The following is an 18047-nucleotide window of genomic DNA, read 5'->3' as shown; positions in this document are numbered from 1 at the left end:
TGGTGCCTGCCCCTGCGTCCAGCGTCTGATATCACGATGCCAAGGACAATCGCTATGCCCTCCTGCAGGGACCTCTGGTCCGCACTGTTTATCGTCATCATGACGGCTTCGTTTGGCGTCATCCCCGCCTTTGCTGGCTATCGCACGCCCCCCGAGCACGTACTCAAGGTGCTGAAGGCGCCACTGACGCCAATCCCTGTCCCTGGCGTCGATCCGACCGGTCGCCGTCTGTTGCTGACGACTCAGCAGACCTATCCTTCGATCACCCGCGTTGCCCAGCCCTACTTGAAACTGGCCGGTGTGCGTGTGGAACCCCATAACCGCAGCCGTCACGACACCCCGGGCGGCTACGGGATTCCATCCTGCGCCGCTGCCTTCACCTTGGTGGAGATTGCCAGCGCTCGAGAGACTCAGGTCCATTTACCTGCTGGGGCCTGCCCTGGCATGGCATTGTGGTCGCCGGATGGCCAGCGCTTCGCCTTCCAGAATGTTGCGTCGGATTCAGTTGAACTGTGGATCGGTGATGCTGCGACCGGCCAAGTACGTCAAGTGCCCGATGTGCGTCTCAACCCGATCTTCGGTAATACCGTGCAATGGCTGGGCGGCAGTCGCCAGCTCCTTGTCAAGCTCGTGCCCGCGCATCAGGGATTGCCACCGGCCAACAATGCTGTCACCGCTGGTCCGGATGTTCAGGAGGCACTCGGCGGCACAGGCGAGAGCAGCACCTACGAGACGCGCGATACCCTCGCCAGTGCTTACGATGATGCCTTGTTCGCCTACTACGGCGCTTCGCAGCTGGCGGTAGTTGATGTCGCAGCGGGTGTGCTACGTCCGGTCGGTGTTCCGGCGTTGTACGACGATGTCAAAGCTGCCCCTGATGGGGTCCATGTGTTGACCGCAGCGATTCAGCCACCGTACTCCCATGCGGTCACTTACCAGCGCTTTGCCCGAGACATGGCCGTACTCGACCTTGTGAAAACGGCATCCACGCCTATCGCGCGTCTGCCATTGGCTGACCGTGTGCCGGTGCATGGCGTACCGGAGGGGCCACGCGACTTCGACTGGCGTGCTACTGATCCAGCCACATTGGTATGGGCTGAGGCCCTAGACCACGGTGACTGGAATGTCAGCGTGCCGCACCGCGATCGCCTGCTGATGTTGCAAGCGCCATTCACCACCAAACCAGTCGAGATCACGCGCACCGTACAGCGTTTCGATGGCTTCGCCTGGACCGCACAGCCGGATATAGCCTTTCTCAATGAAGAGGATGACAACCGTCACTGGCGCCACACCCGTATTGTCGACCTTGATCGGCAGGCACACCCCGGTCGCGTGCTGTGGGATCTTTCTAGCGATGAGCTCTATGGTGACCCCGGCGAGTTTGTCTACCGTGTATTGCCCAACGGCACCTACGTTGTACGCCAGGACGGCGCTGCCGTGTATCTGAGCGGACAGGGCGCTTCGCCACAGGGTGACCGGCCTTTCTTGGACCGCCTCGACCTCAACACACTGAAAACACAACGCCTGTTTCGCAGCAGCAGTGACGCCTACGAGCGGTTCCTCGGCTTTGTTGCCAAATCCGATAGGCTCCTGACCTGGCATCAATCCGTGAGCGACCCGCCTAACGCCTTCTTACGCACCCTTGGTGCGCAGGACGCAATGGCTGCGCCGGGTGAGGCGGCCTATGTGTCCAGCACTGCCCGCATCACCCGTGTCACCGACCCGACCCCGGAAGTGCGTCACATCAAGAAGCGCCTGGTGACCTACAAGCGTGCCGATGGCGTGGATCTTTCCTTCACCCTGTACACCCCGCCGGACTATAAAGAAGGCGAGCGCCTCCCGGCGATCCTGTACGCCTATCCCGCTGATTTCGCCAACAGCGCCCAGGCTGGCCAAGTCTCCGGCTCGCAGCAAACATTCACCCGCTTACCGTACTACCGGCTGCTGCTCCTGGCTGGCTACGCCATCATTGACGACGCCTCATTCCCCATCGTAGGTGACCCTCAAACGGCCTACGATACCTACCTTGAACAGCTCGAAGCCGATGCCAGGGCCGCAGTGGACAAGGCTGTGGCCTTGGGCGTGGTTGACCGTAATCGCATCGGTGTCACAGGTCACAGTCACGGCGCCCTGATGACAGCCAACCTGATAGCCCATACCGATCTGTTTCGCGCTGGTGTGGCGACCAGCGGTTCATACAACAAAACCTTCACCCCGTTTGGTTTCCAGAACGAACGCCGTGCCCTCTGGCAAGCCAAGGACGTCTACCTAAAGGTATCGCCGTTCTTCTATGCCGACAGGATCAAACGTCCGTTGCTACTGATACATGGCGAGGACGACGCGAATCCTGGCACCGAGCCATTCCAATCCCGCAAGTTCTACCAGGCCATCCGCGGCAACGGTGGTATCGCGCGATTGGTGATGCTGCCGCATGAGCCACATTGGTATGCCGCCTTGGAGTCAAACGAACAGCTGGTCTACGAGATGCTCAATTGGTTCGATACCTACGTGAAGCAGGCCCTGCCTGAAGCGAAGTCAACACCGGCGCCCGCATCGCATTGACGGACCCGCTATCAGTGTGGCGAGGTCTGGCTTCATCCAGACCGCAACGCATATCGAGCCCCTGCCGCGGTTCGAAGCAAACCTTGCAGCGTACCGATTCCGGTACGTTGCCGGTGATCGCATGGATGCAGCACTCCAGAATGCCGCTGGTGATGATTGACTTGGGCATCCACATCCTGAAGCGGTTACGTATTCATCGGTCTGCATTCTTTCCAACCTAGGGTATCCCCCAAGGCGGCATACAGGTGAACCCTGAGCCGGGTGGCATGGAGATCGATAAACCTGATAAAACACAAAGAGGCGGGCGTGTCATGCGGACATGTTCAGCTTAGCCAACACATGGCGAACGTGTTTTCAGTGTTTGGCTCACTTGATGGCCGACCTGACATATGCGGCTCCGAGCGCTGCGGTCCCTTGGACATCCTGCTGTGAGACCAACGTGGTGGCGTGCGCGCAAAGTCTACACATGCAGATCCGAGCACCATACTGCTTTCACTGCGTATGAGTGAGCACCACTACGGATACTGCCAAGTGCATCCCTAACGCCTTCCGGCACACGCGGAACAGCACCTTCATGGATGCCTGCTCACTGTTTGGAAGGAGATGAAATGGGCGTTGTTCACCGCAACCAAAAACAATCGTCCGTCCGCTGGCACCTCAGCGAGGCCTGCCTTGAGTGCTGGTGCAGTGAAGGCATTGGACCCTGTGGGCGAGAAAAGCTCCGCGGTCTGTCGTCAGACGGCGGCATTTTGTTCACGTGACCCGGGATATAGGGATTTTCCTACATAAGAATCAGTAGTTTTCCTAGGTTGTTGTTTCTACAAATCACATGGTGATCCTCCACTGAAATTATTTAAGATTGAAATTAATCACACTTAAGGTATGAAAGGACGCAGGAAATTTGGCGTACTGCCTTTCACAGCAAGGTAAGCGATGATTCAGAACACAAGAGTGTCTTATCCGGGCGGCGTTGGGATGCCAGCGGCGCGGTATGTTCGATGGTGTTTATTGCCCTTAGGGGCTGCCCTGCTGCTGCAGAGCGCATACGCGCAGGTGGCACCACCCGATCAGGAGTTATTGCGTCAGCAAGAACGCGAGCGCGCCCTGCGTGAACAGTTGGAGCGCCCCCCGGACACCCGCTTACAGGAGGCGTCAGGCCAGCCGCCCTCCTTGTTGCCGCGGGAAGAAACCCCCTGTTTCCCGATTCAGCGCATCCGGCTGGAAGGCGACAGCGCCGCGCGCTTTCAGTGGGCCTTAGCGGCTGCCAATCCACCCCATGACCCGGCGATCGGGCATTGCCTGGGCGCCACAGGCATCAACCTGGTCATCTCCCGTGTCCAGAACGCGATCATTGCACGTGGCTACGTCACCACACGCGTCCTGGCGGCACCACAAGACCTCAAAAGCGGGGAACTGCGGCTGACCATCATTCCTGGCACCCTCGGTCAGATTCGTTTTGCCCCCGGCACCACCAGCGATGCCACCCTTTGGAATGCCATTCCTGCCCGCCCGGGGGAGCTGCTCAACCTCCGCGACATTGAGCAGGGCTTGGAGAACTTCAAGCGCGTTCCCACCGTTGAAGCCGATATCCAAATCGTTCCGACCGAAGGAGAGCACGCTCGTCCCGGGCAAAGCGATCTGGTCGTGTCCTGGAGCCAGGCGCGCCCCGTGCGCTTCAATGTCAGCTTCGACGACTCAGGCAGCCAAAGCACCGGCAAGACCCAGGCGGGGGCGACCCTGTCCCTGGATCATGCCCTGGCCCAGAACGACCTCTTCTACGTCAACCTGAGCCGTGCCGCCTTCAACGGCAGCAGGCGTGGTACCCGCGGCATCACCCTGCATTACTCCATGCCTCTGGGCCACTGGCTGATCGGTGCCACCCACAGCGGCTACGACTACCACCAAAGCGTTGCCGGTAGCCAGCAAACCTATCTTTACCGGGGTGAAAGCCACAATACCGAGGTCAAACTATCGCGGCTGCTGGCCCGTACCGCGTACAGCAAAAGCGGCATGTATCTGCGCGCCTGGACCCGTGATTCAAAAAACTTCATCGACGATACCGAAGTGCTCGTACAACGCCGGCGTATGGCCGGATGGGAGATGGGCCTCACCTATCGCCGCTACATCAGTGCCGCCACACTGGATACCACACTAGGTGTCCGGCGCGGCACCGGCGCCTTTGGCGCCTTACCGGCACCGGAAGAACTGTTCGATGAAGGCACCTCGCGCCCCAAGATCTATGTTGCCGATGCACAGCTCAGCTTACCGTTCCAACTTGGTCGCCAGCGCTTGCGCTATGCCGGCAGCTGGCGTGCCCAATGGAACCGTACCCGCCTAGTCCCGCAGGATCGTTTCGCCATTGGCGGGCGCTACACCGTCCGTGGCTTCGATGGCGAAATGACGTTGATCGGCGAGCGTGGCTGGCTGCTGCGCAACGATGTAGGGCTCTCCCTGGGCGGTGGCCAAGAGGCTTATGTTGCCTTGGACTATGGTCACATTGGAGGCCCTTCGGCCCCGTTACAACCGGGCAACCACCTCGCCGGTACCGCCTTGGGATTGCGTGGCGGCTACAACACCCTCTTTTGGGATGTCTTCGTAGGCGCACCACTCAACCGTCCACGCGGTTTCTCAAATGCCTACACCGTGACCGGATTCAACCTGAACTGGTCGTTCTAACCACTTAAATCAATGGAGATACCATGAACAAGGACCTGTACCGGCTGATCTACAACCGCGCCCTGCGCCTATGGCAAGTGGCTTCAGAACTGGCTGTTCCACGCGGTAGCACCGCGGGCACCTCACCGCAGCTAGCGCGCCGACAGACCGCGCAAGTGCGTGCGGTGTCCTTTGGATTATGGTTGAGCCTGGGTTGGGTTGGGGTGTGCAGCCTGGCTGGCGCCCAAGTGGTGGCCGATCCCCAGGCCCCCGGGACGCAGCGCCCCACGATTTTGGAAGCGTCCCCTGGTGTTGCCCTGATCAATATTCAAACCCCCAGCCAGGCGGGAGTATCGCGCAACACCTACCAACAGCTAGACGTGGGCGCCTCTGGCGCGATTCTCAACAACGCCCGCACCCAAACCCAAACACACCTGGGCGGCTGGGTACCGGGCAACCCCTGGCTGGCGACCGGCACCGCCCGGGTGATTCTTAACGAAGTAAACAGCGCCCAACCCAGCCAATTGCATGGCATGGTGGAAGTGGCTGGCGCCCGCGCCCAAGTGATCATTGCCAACCCTTCTGGGATCACCTGCAGCGGCTGCGGGGTGCTCAACGCCAGCCGTTTCACCCTGAGCACGGGAGCTCCCGAGTTTGATGCTGGCGGCGCCTTAGAGAGCTACCGCGTTCAAGGCGGTGCTATTCGCCTGGACGGCGCTGGCCTGGACAGCCGCACGGCTGACTACACCGCCCTGATCACCCGCTCCATACAGCTCAACGCTGGCCTATGGGCCCAGCAACTGCAGGGGAGCATTGGCGCTGCCTCCGTGCCGGCTGACGGTAGCGCGGCTGTCTCCCTGCCTGGCGCGGCGGCGCCTCCGGCCTTTGCCCTGGATGTATCGGCCCTGGGCGGGATGTACGCCGGCAAGATCACCCTGATAGGCACCGAACACGGCTTAGGCGTCCGTCATGCTGGCGCCATGACGGCCCAGTCCGGTGAACTGGTGGTCACGGTGGATGGCCGTCTAGACAACAGCGGTCGCCTGCAAGCGGCCACAGACACGCACCTGAACGCGACACAGGGGGTTGGCAACAGCGGCCTGATCAGTGCTGCCCAGACCCTGCACCTGCACACTCAGGCCGACATTGACAACCGCAGCGGCACCCTCAACGCCGCTCGACTGGACCTGAGCGGCGCCACCCTGGACAACCGCGGCGGTCGCCTGGAACAAACCGGCGCCCAACCCCTATCCATCCAAGCCCAGCAGTTCGACAACCAAGCCCAAGGCCGCCTGGGAGCTGTGGAGGGGCCGTCTATCGGGCAGCCTCCCTCCACGGACCTGCCCACCGGCCCCAGCGCCCCTCCCGTCGCCGTTGAGCCTCCTGGCAGCCCCCCCCCCTTCTGTTGCCATTGAACCTCCTGGCAACGACACCTCCCCCCTGCCTGCGTCCCCCCCTGCCATCTCCCTGCTGGCCGACGGTCGCCTGACCCTAGAGAGTGACATTGACAACCGCGGCGGCCTCATCACGGCTGGCGGCGCCATCAACGCCACCCTGAGCGGCCTGGACAACCGCCACGGCCACGCCGCCCTGAACCAACTGACCCTGCAAGGCCAAGGGTTGGATAACCGTCACGGCATCCTGCACCTTGCAGCAGAGGCCCTCATTCACAGCCAAGTGGTCAACAACGCCGCTGGGCAACTCCAAGCCAGCGGCGCCCTGGCCCTGAACACCCAACAGTTCAGCAACCGTGGCGGCCAATTCCTCCACACCGGCCCCCAGGCGGCCCACCTGCGCATTGATGGCCTACTGGACAACCAACACGGCGTGCTGGCCAGCGCGGCTAACGCTCTGACCCTGCAGACCGGGCAACTTACTAATGACGCCGGCCAACTTCAGGCCAGCGGCGCCCTGGACCTACAGACCCACCAGCTCAACAACCGTGGCGGCCAACTCCTCCACACCGGCCCCCAGGCGGCCCACCTGCGCATTGGTGGCCTGCTAGACAACACCACTGGCACCCTATCCAGCACCGGCAGCGCCCTCACCCTCAACGCCACCACCCTGGATAACAGCGGCGGCACCGTACAGCACAGCGGGCAGGGGTCCCTGCAGATCGACGCCGCCACCCTTTTCGGCCCCGGCGGCACCCTGAGCAGCCAAGGCGCCCTGAGCATCACCGGCACCCAGACCGACCTGAGCCAAGGCACCACCTGGGCCCAGCACGTGAGCATCCGTACCGGCGTCCTCAGCACCGCCGGCGGCCAACTTACCGCCCAGTCAGACCAAGCCCTCCAACTGGAGGCCCGCACCCGCCTGGACAACCGTGGCGGCAGCATCGCCACCAACGGCGTGCTGGACCTACACACCGCCACCCTGGATAACCGCGGCGGCACCCTGCACAGCACCGGCCCCGGCGCCAGCCGCCTGGAGGCCACCCAAGCCCTAGACAACCGCGGCGGCCATCTATTGCTCACTGGCCCGGCCACCCTGACCACCGGCACCTGGGACAACACCCAAGGCCAGCTGCTGCTCAGCGGCCCTGGCACCCTGCACGCCAGCACCCTGGACAACCGCGGCGGCGTCCTGCACACCGCCACCGGTCTGCTGGACCTGCACGTTACTGGCACCCTCAACAACCAAGACAACGGCACCCTGTCCAGCGGCCAAGACCTGCGCCTGAGCGCGGCCACCGTGTTCAACCAACACGGCACCCTGGACGCGGCCGGCGCAGCGCAGCTGCACCTGAGCGGCCTGCTGGACAACAGCGCCGGCCTGCTGCAGAGTCGCGAAGCCCTCTGGCTCAGCAGCGCCGGCCTGACCAACCGCGCCGGCACCCTGAGCGGCGCCCAAGTGACCCTGTACACCCAAAACCAACCCTTGGACAACCGCGGTGGCCGCCTGGGCAGCACCAGCGGCACCGTGACCCTGCACAGCGGCGTCCTAGACAACCGTGCCGGCCTGGTGCAAGCGGCCACTGCCCTGCGCATCGACACCGGCCCGCACCTTCTGGACAACAGCGCCGGCGGCGCCCTACTGGCTGGCGGCGCCCTCGACCTGCGCAGCGCCACCCTAAACAACCACGGCGGCCAAGTATTCTCCCAAGCCGCCACCCAGCTGCACAGCACCCACATTGACAACACCGCTGGCGGCCAACTTGGCGGCGCCAACGGTCTCCAGATCGACGCCCACACCCTGAGCAACACCGGCGGACGCCTGCACAGCGGCGCGGATGCGCGCCTGCACCTAGACAACCGCCTGGACAACCACGACGGCCTGATCAGCGCCGCCGGGGCCCTGGCGATCACCACCACCACCCTGGACAACCGAACGACCCCTGCGGCCCCGGACCCTGGCTCCCGCCCCCGTGACACCGCCGCCCCGGCCACCGGCCTGCACGCCACCCACCTGCAGATCGACAGCACCACCCTGGACAACCGCGATGGCCACCTCAGCGCTGCCCAAGACATCGCCCTGACCCTACGCGGCGCCCTGCAGAACACCGCCGGACGCCTCACTGCCGGCGGCACCCTACAGCTGAGTGCCGCCCAACTGACCAACCAAGCCGGCACCCTGCTGAGTGGCGGCGCCCAAAGCCTGCACCTGAGCGCCTTCAGCGGCGCCGGCCTGCTGCATGCTGGCACCGCCCTGACCCTGGCCCTGCAAGAAGGTCTGGACAACGGCGGCACCCTCAGCGCCGCCGGCCTGCTCACCGTGCGTACCGCCGGGGCCCTGCACAACCGCGGCCTTATCCAGGCGGCGGACCTGACCCTGCAGGCCCAGCGCATCGATAACGTGGCCACCGGGCAGATGGCTGCCAGCGGCCAAGCCCAGCTCAGCGCCGCGGACACCTTCAGCAACGCCGGCCTGCTGCACACCGGTGACCTGACCCTGCAGGCCCGCACCATTGACAACGCTGCCACCGGGCAGATGACTGCCAGCGGCCAGGCCCAACTGACCGCCACCGCGACCCTGAGCAACCGCGGCCTGATTGATGCGGCCACCACCCACCTCCAGGCCGCCACCCTCGACAACATTGGCACCGCGCGCCTCTACGGCGACCACCTCGCCCTCCAGGCCCAGACCCTCACCAACCGCGATGAATCCACCGCCGGCCAGACCCACGCCGCCACCATTGCCGCCCGCGAACGCCTGGACATTGGCGCGGCCACCGTGCGTAACAGCGGCGCCGCCCTGATCTACAGCGCCGGCGATGCCGCCATTGGCGGCACCTTGGATAGCGATCGCCACGCCACCGGCAGCGCCACCCTGCTGGACAACCGCAGCGCCACCATTGACGTGGACGGCGCCTTGGACATCACCACCACCACCCTCAACAACATCCGCGACAACGTCCACCTCACCCAGGCGCCCGGCGTGAGCACCACCGTACGCATGTCCCAACCGGCCTGGCGCGACAACCAACGCAACAATGACGCGGACTTCACTCTCACCAGCAACTACGACGCCCACGAGATCTACTACCTCAACCCCAACGACATCCTCCAAGACGAACCCTATACCACCCCGGACGGCTACATCATCCACCGCGCCGTGGTGCGCCTGACCCCGCAGACCAGCACCTACCTGTATGCCCGCGGCGGCCTGTATGCCGCCCGCGGCCAACGCCAACGCCAACGCCAGCGCCTGGACCTGAGCGCCCGTGAAGGCACCGTTGTGCTGTACTACACCAGCCGCCAAGACCAACAACCCAACCCCGACCAAGTCCAAAGCGCCGCCCGGCAGGGCAGCGCCTGGGCCGGCCTGGACACCCCCCAAAAAAACGAACGCCAACAAGACGTCCACATCACCTACCAAGACGAAGTCCTGACCTACGACCCGGCCTACGGCACCTGCCGTACCGACTGCGTCCGGCTGATCACCTGGCGTGACTACACCGACCCGGACCACACCCTGACCCACATGCGCCGCGGCCCCACGGATGTCAAAACCAACGAACAGTACCGCCACGCCACCAAGACCACCGTCGACGACATCCTGCAACCGGGCGCTGGCGCCGCGGCGCTGATCCAATCTGGCGGCGCCATGTTCGTCCAGGTCGACCGCCTGGCCAACCACTACGCCGACATCCTTGCCGGTGGCGACCAGACCATCGTTGGCCTGCCGCCACACCCGCCCAAGGACCCCGAAAAAGCCCCGGAGTACAGCAAAGCCAGCCTCATCGACAACCTCACCGCTGAACTGTCGCGCACCACGCAGTTCAACAACATCAGCTACACCTACGCCGGCGCCGCCGAGACCTGGACCATGCCGTCCCAGCGCTACACCATCGGCCAAATTGGCGGGCGCATCACCAGCGGCGGCCACCAATACATCGCCGCCGTGGATGTCAACAACCGCCTGCAATCCCTGCATACCACCACCCACGTCGAACACCCACCCCTGGGCGACCTGCACACCAGCCCCCCGATGCCGCTGATGCCCGAGCTCACCCCGGCTCCGACCACGGACCAGTCTGCCGAGGAGCCCGCCTTATCCGTGGAGAGCCAGCTCCCGCTGACCATCCCCGACACCACCCTGCAGGACCTGGCGGACGCCCGCCTACCGACCCTGCACACCGACAACGCCCCGATCAGCGTGGCTGCCCCGTCCTGGGCCACCGCGACCACCGTTCCTGGCCCCCTGATCCTGCCCAACAACCGCCTGTTTACCGTCCATCCCGACGCCGCCAGCCTCATCGTCACCGACCCACACTTTAGCGGCGGCAGCGACCGGACCACCGCCGACCGACAACTTCAGGCCCTGAACGACCCCCTGGCCAGCATGCACAAACGCCTTGGCGACGGCTTTTACGAACAACGCCTGATCCGCGAACAAATCGCCCAACTCACCGGGCGGCGCTTGCTGGACGGCTACGCCAACGACGACCAACAATACCGCGCCCTGCTGGACGCCGGCGTCACCGTTGCCCAGCACTACGGCCTACGCCCCGGCATCGCCCTGAGCGCTGACCAAATGGCCCAACTCACCAGCGACATCGTCTGGCTGGTGGAACAACCCGTCACCCTGCCCAACGGCACCAGCACCACCGCCCTGGTGCCCCGTGTCTACCTACGCCCGCGCCGCGGGGACCTGAAGACCGACGGCGCCCTCATGGCCGGTGCCCGCCTCACCATGGACCTATCGGGCACCCTCACCAACACCGGCACCCTCACCGGGCGCGACCGCCTCACGATTGACGCGGACAACATCCACCAAGAAGGCGGCCAGATGGACGCCGACCACGTCAAAGTGCATACCAAAGACACCCTCACCGACATTGGCGGCACATTCAGCGCCCGCAGTTCACTGGATGTCACCGCCGCTGGCGGCCTGATAGCCCGCAGCACCACACGCGGCTACAGCACCACAGGCCAACGTCACTTCAGCCGCACCGAAATCGACCGCCCATCGACCTTTCGCGTCACCGGCCCCGGCGGCACCCTGCACGTGACTTCCGACAAAGACATGACCCTGCAAGGCGTCACTTTCAGCAACACCGGCCCGGGCGGCACCAGCACCGTCACCGCGGCCGGCAAACTCAACATGGCCACCGTGGCCGTGGGCGAAACCAACAGCGCCACCCTAGGACCGGGCAACAGCATCCACAGCACCCGCGACAGCGAAGTAGGCACCCGTATTACTGGCACTGGCAACGTCACCATCAAAGGCGAGGGTGGCGTCATCGGGCGTGCCGTGACCCTGGACAGCCGCCAAGGCAAGCTGAACATCAGTTCTGCTGACGGCACCGTGGCCCTGGTGGCCGGCCAAGAACGGCGCAGCGGCCAAGAAGAACGCACCAGCCGGCGCAGCGGCCTATGGGGCTCCAGCCGTAGCCACAGCACCGCCAGCAGCCAAGACACCATTGCCCTGGGCAGCGTCCTGGGCGGCACCAAGGTCACCGTCACAGGCGACAAGGTTTACAGCGTTGGCACCGACTTTATAGCCGATGGCAACCCCCACATTGAAGGCACCCACGGCGTGGGCATGTTCGGCGCCCAAAACACCCACAGCTCCAGCTACAGCACCACCCAGCGCCGCAGCGGCGTGTTCGGTTCTGGCGCCGGCTTCACCGTGGGCTCCCAAAAAGCCAGCCAACAAGGCAGCCACCACGCCACCTACTTGACCGGCAACACCGTGGCCGCCCTCAATGGCAACATCCTCATCCACTCCAGCAAAGGCGCCGTCCAGGCCCCTGGCATCGACCTGATTGCCGCCGGCAACATCAACGTCAGCGGCGTCAACGTCACCATGGACCCGGTGTACGACACCGCCAGCGCTCAACAGCAGCAGGCCAGCAAACACAGCGGCTTTAGCGTTGGCTTCAGCAGCGCCCTGGGCACCTTCGCCCAGGCCGTGCCCGCCGACATTAGAAACGCCCGCCATGCCCCGACGGGACAACTCAGCACGCTGTACGGCGTACGCGCCCTCAACAGCGCCTTCAGTGCCGGTGATCGTGCCCTGGACGAAATCAAGACCCTGCGCGAAGGCGGCATACCCCACACCTTCGGCGGCGGCGTCTCTTTCGGCAGCACCACCAGCCAAAGCCAGACCAGCATGACCGCCACCACGGCCCGCGGTGCCCAACTACGCGCCGGCGGCAAAGTCTCCGTCACCGCCTTTGGCATCCACAATGAAAAAGGCGAGCGCCAAGAGGGCACCGGGCAACTCAGCGCCGTTGGTGCCCAGATCAGCAGCGGTAGCCTGGCCTTCAATGCGGCTGGTGACCTCATTCTGCACAGCGCCCAGAGCACCCAAGAGCACACCTCCAGCCAACGCTACAGCAGCAGCAGCGTGGGTGCCCAATGGAACGTGGGCTCCTCCAGCCCCAGTCTCAACGCCGGCGGCGCCCGGGGCAGAGGCCAGTCCAGTCAGCAGTCTGTCACCCAGGTGGACACCGCCATCCGGGTCAGTGGCAATGCCACCCTCAACGCCGGTGGCAACGCGCAACTGCGTGGCGCCCATGTCTTAGCCGATAGCATCAACGGCACCATTGGCGGCAACCTAGACATCGAAAGCCGCCAGGACACCCTGCGTGCCAGCTCCCAACAGCGCCAAAACAGCGCCGGCGCCACCTTGGTCATGAGCGGGCTTGGCAGCAACGCCACCTTCAGCCATGCCAATCAACACGCCACCCAGGACTACGCCAGCGTGCGTGACCAAAGCGGCCTATTTGCCGGCGCCGGCGGCTACACCATCCACGTGGGCGGCCATACCCAACTGGACGGCGGCGCCATCGTCAGCAGCGCCCCTCAGGCATTGCAAAAGCTCTCCACCCAGAGCATGGGCCACAGCACCGTGGACAACCACCACAATGCCGGTGCGAGTGCCTCCGGCTTCACCCTGAGCAGCGACCTGGTCAGCGGCCTCTCCCAGGGCAACAGCCAGCTTCCGATCTACAGCCTCGGCAGAACCCTGATTGGTCAACACATGGGCAGCGCTGATCGTCAGGTCAACGACCGCAGCACTACCGAAGCGGTGGTGAGCGCGGCTAACATCGTGCTGCGCGGCGGCGATCCCGCCCCCCTGGCGACCCTGCGCCGTGACCCGGATGGGGCCCACACCCCTCTGGCGGCCACCGACCTGGGCACCTTGCAGGCTGACGTACAGCACCGCAGCCAGGCCGGCGCCTTACTGGCCGACAGCGGCCGCATCCTGATTGACCAAGGCCTCAGCAACATCCTCAGCCCGACCCTTGAGAAGGTGTTCTGCGTCAGCCAACCCTGCACCAACGACCATGCAGCCAACAACACATTGGTGGAAGAACGCACCGCCGCCCTGCGGCAAGCCCATCCGGGCTGGTCGGACAAACGCCTCCGCGAGCAGGCCGTCAACGACCTGACAGACACCATCCACGACGCCAACCGCACCTTGGACGCGACCAAAGTCGCCGAGTTCATCGCCGGCACCCGCGGCCCCAACGATGACCTGCTCACCGACCAAAGCCGCTGGGCCCTGGCCGGCGGCGTAGCCAATATCCAAGCGATCCCGGTGACCTTGGATGCGCTGCGCGCCCTGGCGGACGAAGAGAAGAAAAACAGCACCGTGTTCGGCAACGGCATCAGCAACTTGTTGCGCCGCGCTGCGGAACTAGGCTTGCAGATGACGCCGACAAATAAAGACAGAACAAAAATTGCGGAAACAGGCGAAACCTACGTTAACACCACCTACGTGGTGCATACCCAGCCCACCCATACTGTGGGGGAACTGATCGTGGCCGGCCTGGAGAAGCTGATGGAGGTCAGCAATGGGCGCGTGGTCAGCCCGGCCTCACGGCTCCAGGCCCAGGTGGCGGAGACGTTGATGTATAACAGCGCAACCCATAAGTACACCAACCCGGTAAATTTTGTGGGTCATAGCCGCGGCACCATGACCGAAACCGGGGCGCTCAATGTGCTCGCAGCACTTGGGTTAGGGGATACGAAATTAGAGGTGTTCGTCAACAACCCTGCCGCGGAAAAGGATCGTCTCTCCGGAGTCGCGGCCAAGGTGACGGATATCAAACCCGGCTTCTGGTCACCGTCCAATGACTTTGTCGCCCATATTATTGGTGGCTATCCGGGGACCGCGGGTTTGCAGGAATTAAAGTCGATCTTTGAGACCAACTACTCGGTGCACAGCAGCGGCGGCACCGCCGCCCTGGGCAGCCATCCGGACAACGTCAATCCTGAAGGGGTGTTCAGCTATGCCGGCCTGGATATCGATGAGATGAACCGTAAGCGTCACGATCAGACCATGGTAGCGTTGCAGCAATGGCAGGCCACCCGGCGCCCAGAGGATCCCGTCGCCACCCAGCTGGCCCAGTTGCAACGCCTCCTGGATCAATCGGCCTACTGGCAACAGCAGCTCGACAGCACCCCAGGTATGCTGACGTCACCCGCTGCCCCGGCCGCCCCCACTGCAAGTACCTCCCGCCAACAACAACTGCAGCAGTTGCGCCAGCGGCTCATCCCACCGGAATAACCCCCATGCACCGATGCACCCACGTAGGTGTACTGCTCCTCACCAGCCAGCTGCTGCTGCTGGCGTGCAACAGCCCCGGCCCCGTCATCGATCCCCGCACCGGCAAACCGATGATGGCCGGCCCCTGGGAGAACCGCGACCTGAGCCTGGAATATTTTAAGGTGGATTTTTTAGGCCAATACACGGTCAAACACGCCTTTATCAATGGCATCAATATCAAACGCTGTTACCCCGGCTCGCCGCCTGACAATGTCCAGGTGGTGATGGAGCGGCTGAGTAATGGAAAAGATGTCCCGGCGATTATTTTGACTAGTAAAGGGCTTCCACCGCGTCCTCTCGATATGTATGCAGAGGTCATCGGCTACCCGTATTACAGAAACACCCCCCAGCCCGATGGCACGGTGAAAAAGCAAGTCGCCGGGGTGGAGTTCAATGCGTTGTGCGAGGCGCAGTTTGCGGGGGGCAACTACATCGGTTTTGGCATCCGTAGCGCCGCCAGCGAAAGTATTCAGACAAAGGTTCAGAGGGTGACGGATTTGATCAATGAGTCCTATCAGGGTCGCCCGTCCAATCGCGCTTTTTTGGAGGCCCCGCGGACCGAAACCTGCTGGGGTAACGCCTGGACCTGGTACCGGGCACGTATCCCAACGCCGGTGGGTGATGGCGTGGAAACCTGGATGACTCCCATCGGCGACAGCGGCTACTACATCACCGTCAACTTCAACTTTATTGAAGCCGCGCGGCAACAGAACACCGAGGATTACCAACGCGCCCGCAAGCTGATGGACGGCATCTTGCAATCGGTGGTCATCCAAAAACAGTGAGCGCGGTAATGTCCATGCACCGCCGCATCAAGCTAGGTGTCCTGATACTTGCCAGCAGCGTACTGCTGGCATGCAGCGGACCCGGCCCCGTCATCGATTCCCACACCGGCAAACCGATGATGGCCGGCCCCTGGGAGAACCGCGACCTGAGCCTGGAATCCTTCAAGGTGGATTTTTTAGGCCAATACACGGTCAAGCATGCCTTTATCAATGGCATCAATATCTTCCGCTGTTACCCCGGCTCCCCACCTGACAATGTGCAGGTGGTGATGAAGTCATATCGAGATGGCTCCAGTAACCCGGGGATTGTGGTCAACAGAGGAGATCGTCCACCGATAGTCGCTGGAATATATGCCCATGTCATCGGCTACCCGTATTACAGAAGCACCCCCCACCCCGATGGCACGGTGAAAAAGGAAGTCGCCGGGGTGGAGTTCAATGCGTTATGCGAGGCACAGTTTGCGGGGGGCAACTACATCGGTTTTGGCATCCGCAGCGCCGCCAGCGAAAGTATCCAGACGCATATTCAAAGAACGGTTGCCTGGGTCAGCGCTCCTGATCGTGCTTACAAGTCCAATCGTTTTTTAGAGCCCCCACGTACCGAAACCCGCTGGGGTAACGCCTGGACCTGGTACCGGGCACGTATCCCAACGCCGGTGGGTGATGGCGTAGAAACCTGGATGACCCCGATTGGCGGCAGCGGCTACTACATCACCGTCAACTTCAACTTTATCGAAGCCGCCCGGCAACAGAACACCGAGGATTACCAACGCGCCCGCAAGCTGATGGATGGCATCTTGCAATCGGTGGTCATCCAAAAACAGTGAGCGTCGGTGTGATGCCTTAGGCCGGGCGATGACAGTGATATGGACAAAAGCGACGTGCTATTCGCCTCTTTTCTGGGCATCGCAGCGGGGAGTGCCGTACCACGTGCCGTTACACCACCGAGGGGCATGTCACTTCAGGTGTACTGAAGTGGAAAATCAACGCCGCAACATGGTTGGCTATCCCGAGTGGAGGGAAGTCGAAAGTGCTGGCATCAACGGTACGATGGGAGCACTTATGGGGGCGCTGCCCGAGGTGTCGAGCAGCGCAGGGTGCCGCTGGCGATCGCGAAGACCGAGCGGCAGGTGGGCTTCATGTGGGTTGTGCAGGGGACTGCACAGCCGGAAGCCTTCTTGGGTAGGTCAGACGTTGACTTTGTTTGTCGTGTTAACCGCCCTGGGAAGGGGCGGGTGTCGCTTTGGGTTGCTTGGGTTGTGGTTGGTTGTCACAGCCTTTGGTTGAGTGAGCCATCATGAGTTGTGTCCGACGTTCTTTGGCTGTTTTGATGGCTTCATTCCGTTCGAGAACGTTACCGATGCCGAAATCTCCCAGGAAGCTGGCCACTGACATGCCGCTGAACTTTGCTTGTTGTGCGACTTGTTGTTCGAAAGCGTCAATCTTTGCCAACTCCAAGGCGATCTGGTTGCAATTGTAGTGACTCGTTTCGTAGCTGGTCAGCGGTTGTAGTCTTCCATATCGTTTTGTGGCGCAGCCGGTGAGGATCGTTAAGGTTCCAGCGGCTAGCAGCGGGATGATATAAGCGTTTTTCATTGTGTATTCCTTGGATTGATTAGCTTTTTTCGGCGTCGTGCCGTGCTTTTTGTGTGTTTTATTACGCAGGTATTCTGTGTCGTTTGGCAACGTTGTTATCGATCGTTGTAAATAGCGGAGCGCTGTCACGAATTTTCATAACATACAGTAAATCTCAAAGAAATGTGCGTGTGATCACGGGAATGCGCGCGCGCTCATGGGCTGCGCTATGTGCATGTGTAGTCACGGTGGTTTTCTGCAGTGTTCCAAGTGTTCGCTCGAGTTGCACTTCGCCTTCTCACTGGAAGATGGGTCTTGGGGCGGTAGCGATGTGGTGGCCACACAGGTGGAGTTTTTCCACTCATGTTCCTTCGTTTGCAGGTGCTCATTGCTTCACCCTTGGGTTTGTGAGGTTCTGGATGCGATACGGGAAACGTTATTGCCGCGTTCAATGGCAACATGCGTATC

Annotated in this window: 6 protein-coding genes and 1 pseudogene; 6 read left to right on the top strand and 1 reads right to left on the bottom strand. The window is 62.6% G+C overall.

The genetic code is table 11. From position 1 onward, the window contains the following. The first annotated feature begins 99 nt into the window (after nt 1–99). From PLS229_RS10000 to PLS229_RS09975, 6 genes and pseudogenes are all read left to right on the top strand, one after another. The gene (locus PLS229_RS10000) at nt 100–2562 is read left to right on the top strand and encodes a S9 family peptidase (protein ID WP_051482380.1); all 2463 of its coding nucleotides are present in this window, start codon (nt 100–102) and stop codon (nt 2560–2562) included. A gap of 83 nt (nt 2563–2645) precedes the next feature. Beyond that, entirely contained in the window at nt 2646–2783 is a 138-nt protein-coding gene (locus PLS229_RS11990; RefSeq protein WP_205395218.1) for a hypothetical protein, read from the top strand. Between the two features lie 712 nt (nt 2784–3495). After that, complete coding sequence (locus PLS229_RS09995; RefSeq protein WP_038272757.1) at nt 3496–5238, top strand: ShlB/FhaC/HecB family hemolysin secretion/activation protein; 1743 nt, start codon at nt 3496–3498, stop codon at nt 5236–5238. 23 nt (nt 5239–5261) lie between these two features. Further along, a pseudogene (locus tag PLS229_RS09985) lies at nt 5262–15180 on the top strand (two-partner secretion domain-containing protein). Nucleotides 15181–15185: 5 nt separating this feature from the next. Then, complete coding sequence (locus tag PLS229_RS09980; RefSeq protein ID WP_038270464.1) at nt 15186–16004, top strand: DUF769 domain-containing protein; 819 nt, start codon at nt 15186–15188, stop codon at nt 16002–16004. 8 nt (nt 16005–16012) lie between these two features. After that, nucleotides 16013–16831 (top strand): DUF769 domain-containing protein, encoded by an 819-nt coding sequence (locus PLS229_RS09975; RefSeq protein ID WP_038270465.1) that lies wholly within the window; start codon nt 16013–16015, stop codon nt 16829–16831. Between the two features lie 385 nt (nt 16832–17216). On the opposite strand, the gene PLS229_RS09970 is transcribed toward PLS229_RS09975, so the two are convergent. Next, the gene (locus tag PLS229_RS09970) at nt 17217–17729 is read right to left on the bottom strand and encodes a hypothetical protein (protein WP_230428245.1); all 513 of its coding nucleotides are present in this window, start codon (nt 17727–17729) and stop codon (nt 17217–17219) included. Nucleotides 17730–18047 lie beyond the last annotated feature (318 nt).

It is taken from the genome of Xylella taiwanensis (assembly GCF_013177435.1).
Taxonomy (GTDB): domain Bacteria; phylum Pseudomonadota; class Gammaproteobacteria; order Xanthomonadales; family Xanthomonadaceae; genus Xylella; species Xylella taiwanensis.
This window is presented reverse-complemented; position numbering and strand designations above follow the sequence as displayed.

Bases quoted from the DNA above. Each gene is read 5' to 3' on its own strand.
- PLS229_RS09995 (WP_038272757.1), top strand. From the start codon at position 3,496: ATGATTCAGAACACAAGAGTGTCTTATCCGGGCGGCGTTGGGATGCCA.
- PLS229_RS09975 (WP_038270465.1), top strand. From the start codon at position 16,013: ATGTCCATGCACCGCCGCATCAAGCTAGGTGTCCTGATACTTGCCAGC.
- PLS229_RS09980 (WP_038270464.1), top strand. From the start codon at position 15,186: ATGCACCGATGCACCCACGTAGGTGTACTGCTCCTCACCAGCCAGCTG.
- PLS229_RS10000 (WP_051482380.1), top strand. From the start codon at position 100: ATGACGGCTTCGTTTGGCGTCATCCCCGCCTTTGCTGGCTATCGCACG.